This window comes from Thauera phenylacetica B4P (assembly GCF_000310225.1).
Taxonomy (GTDB): domain Bacteria; phylum Pseudomonadota; class Gammaproteobacteria; order Burkholderiales; family Rhodocyclaceae; genus Thauera; species Thauera phenylacetica.
This window is the reverse complement of sequence record NZ_AMXF01000571.1, coordinates 1-604: the sequence shown is the minus strand read 5'-3', so window position 1 is coordinate 604 and position 604 is coordinate 1. Positions and strand designations below refer to the sequence as shown.

Sequence of the window (604 nt, the reverse complement as noted above, 5' to 3'; positions counted from 1 at the left end):
GGGTCCGGCGCCGGGAACGAGGCCCTCGTTGGCGCGCGCGGGCAGCGGCGGCACCGGCCGCGCCGCGGCGACCAGCGGCGCCTCGCCGGGCAGGATCTGCTCGACCTCGACCTCGGCGCTGCCGCTGTTGATGTAGCCGAGCTTGTGCGCCGCGGCGTAGGAGAGGTCGATCACGCGGCCGCGCAGGAAGGGGCCGCGGTCATTGACCCGCACCACCACCGAGCGGCCGTTGCCGAGATGGGTCACGCGCGCATAGCTCGGGATCGGCAGGGTCGGATGCGCGGCGGTCATCGCGTACATGTCGTAGGGCTCGCCGCTCGAGGTCGGCTTGCCGTGGAAGCGACGGCCGTACCAGCTGCCGTGGCCGCGCTGGCGGAAGCTGCGCACCGCGGTGGCGGGGACGAAGCTCTGTCCCATGACGTGGTAGGGACGGTTGGCGAAGCGGTGCAGGGGCTCGTCGCGCGGCTCGGCGTCGGGGATCGCGTCGAGGTTGTCGGGGATCTCGTCCTCGGGACCATCGTCCTTGTAATAGCCCCCGCCACGCCGCGCGGGACTGCGCCCCGGCGTCGCCGCCGGCGCCGGGGCCTCGGCGACCGGCCCGTCG

1 protein-coding gene is annotated in these 604 nt (G+C 74.5%); it reads right to left on the bottom strand.

Going from position 1 to position 604, the window contains the following annotated elements; translation table 11 throughout:
* A partial coding sequence (locus tag C667_RS23740; RefSeq protein WP_004392037.1) for a septal ring lytic transglycosylase RlpA family protein occupies window positions 1–604 on the bottom strand: 604 nt, incomplete at both ends.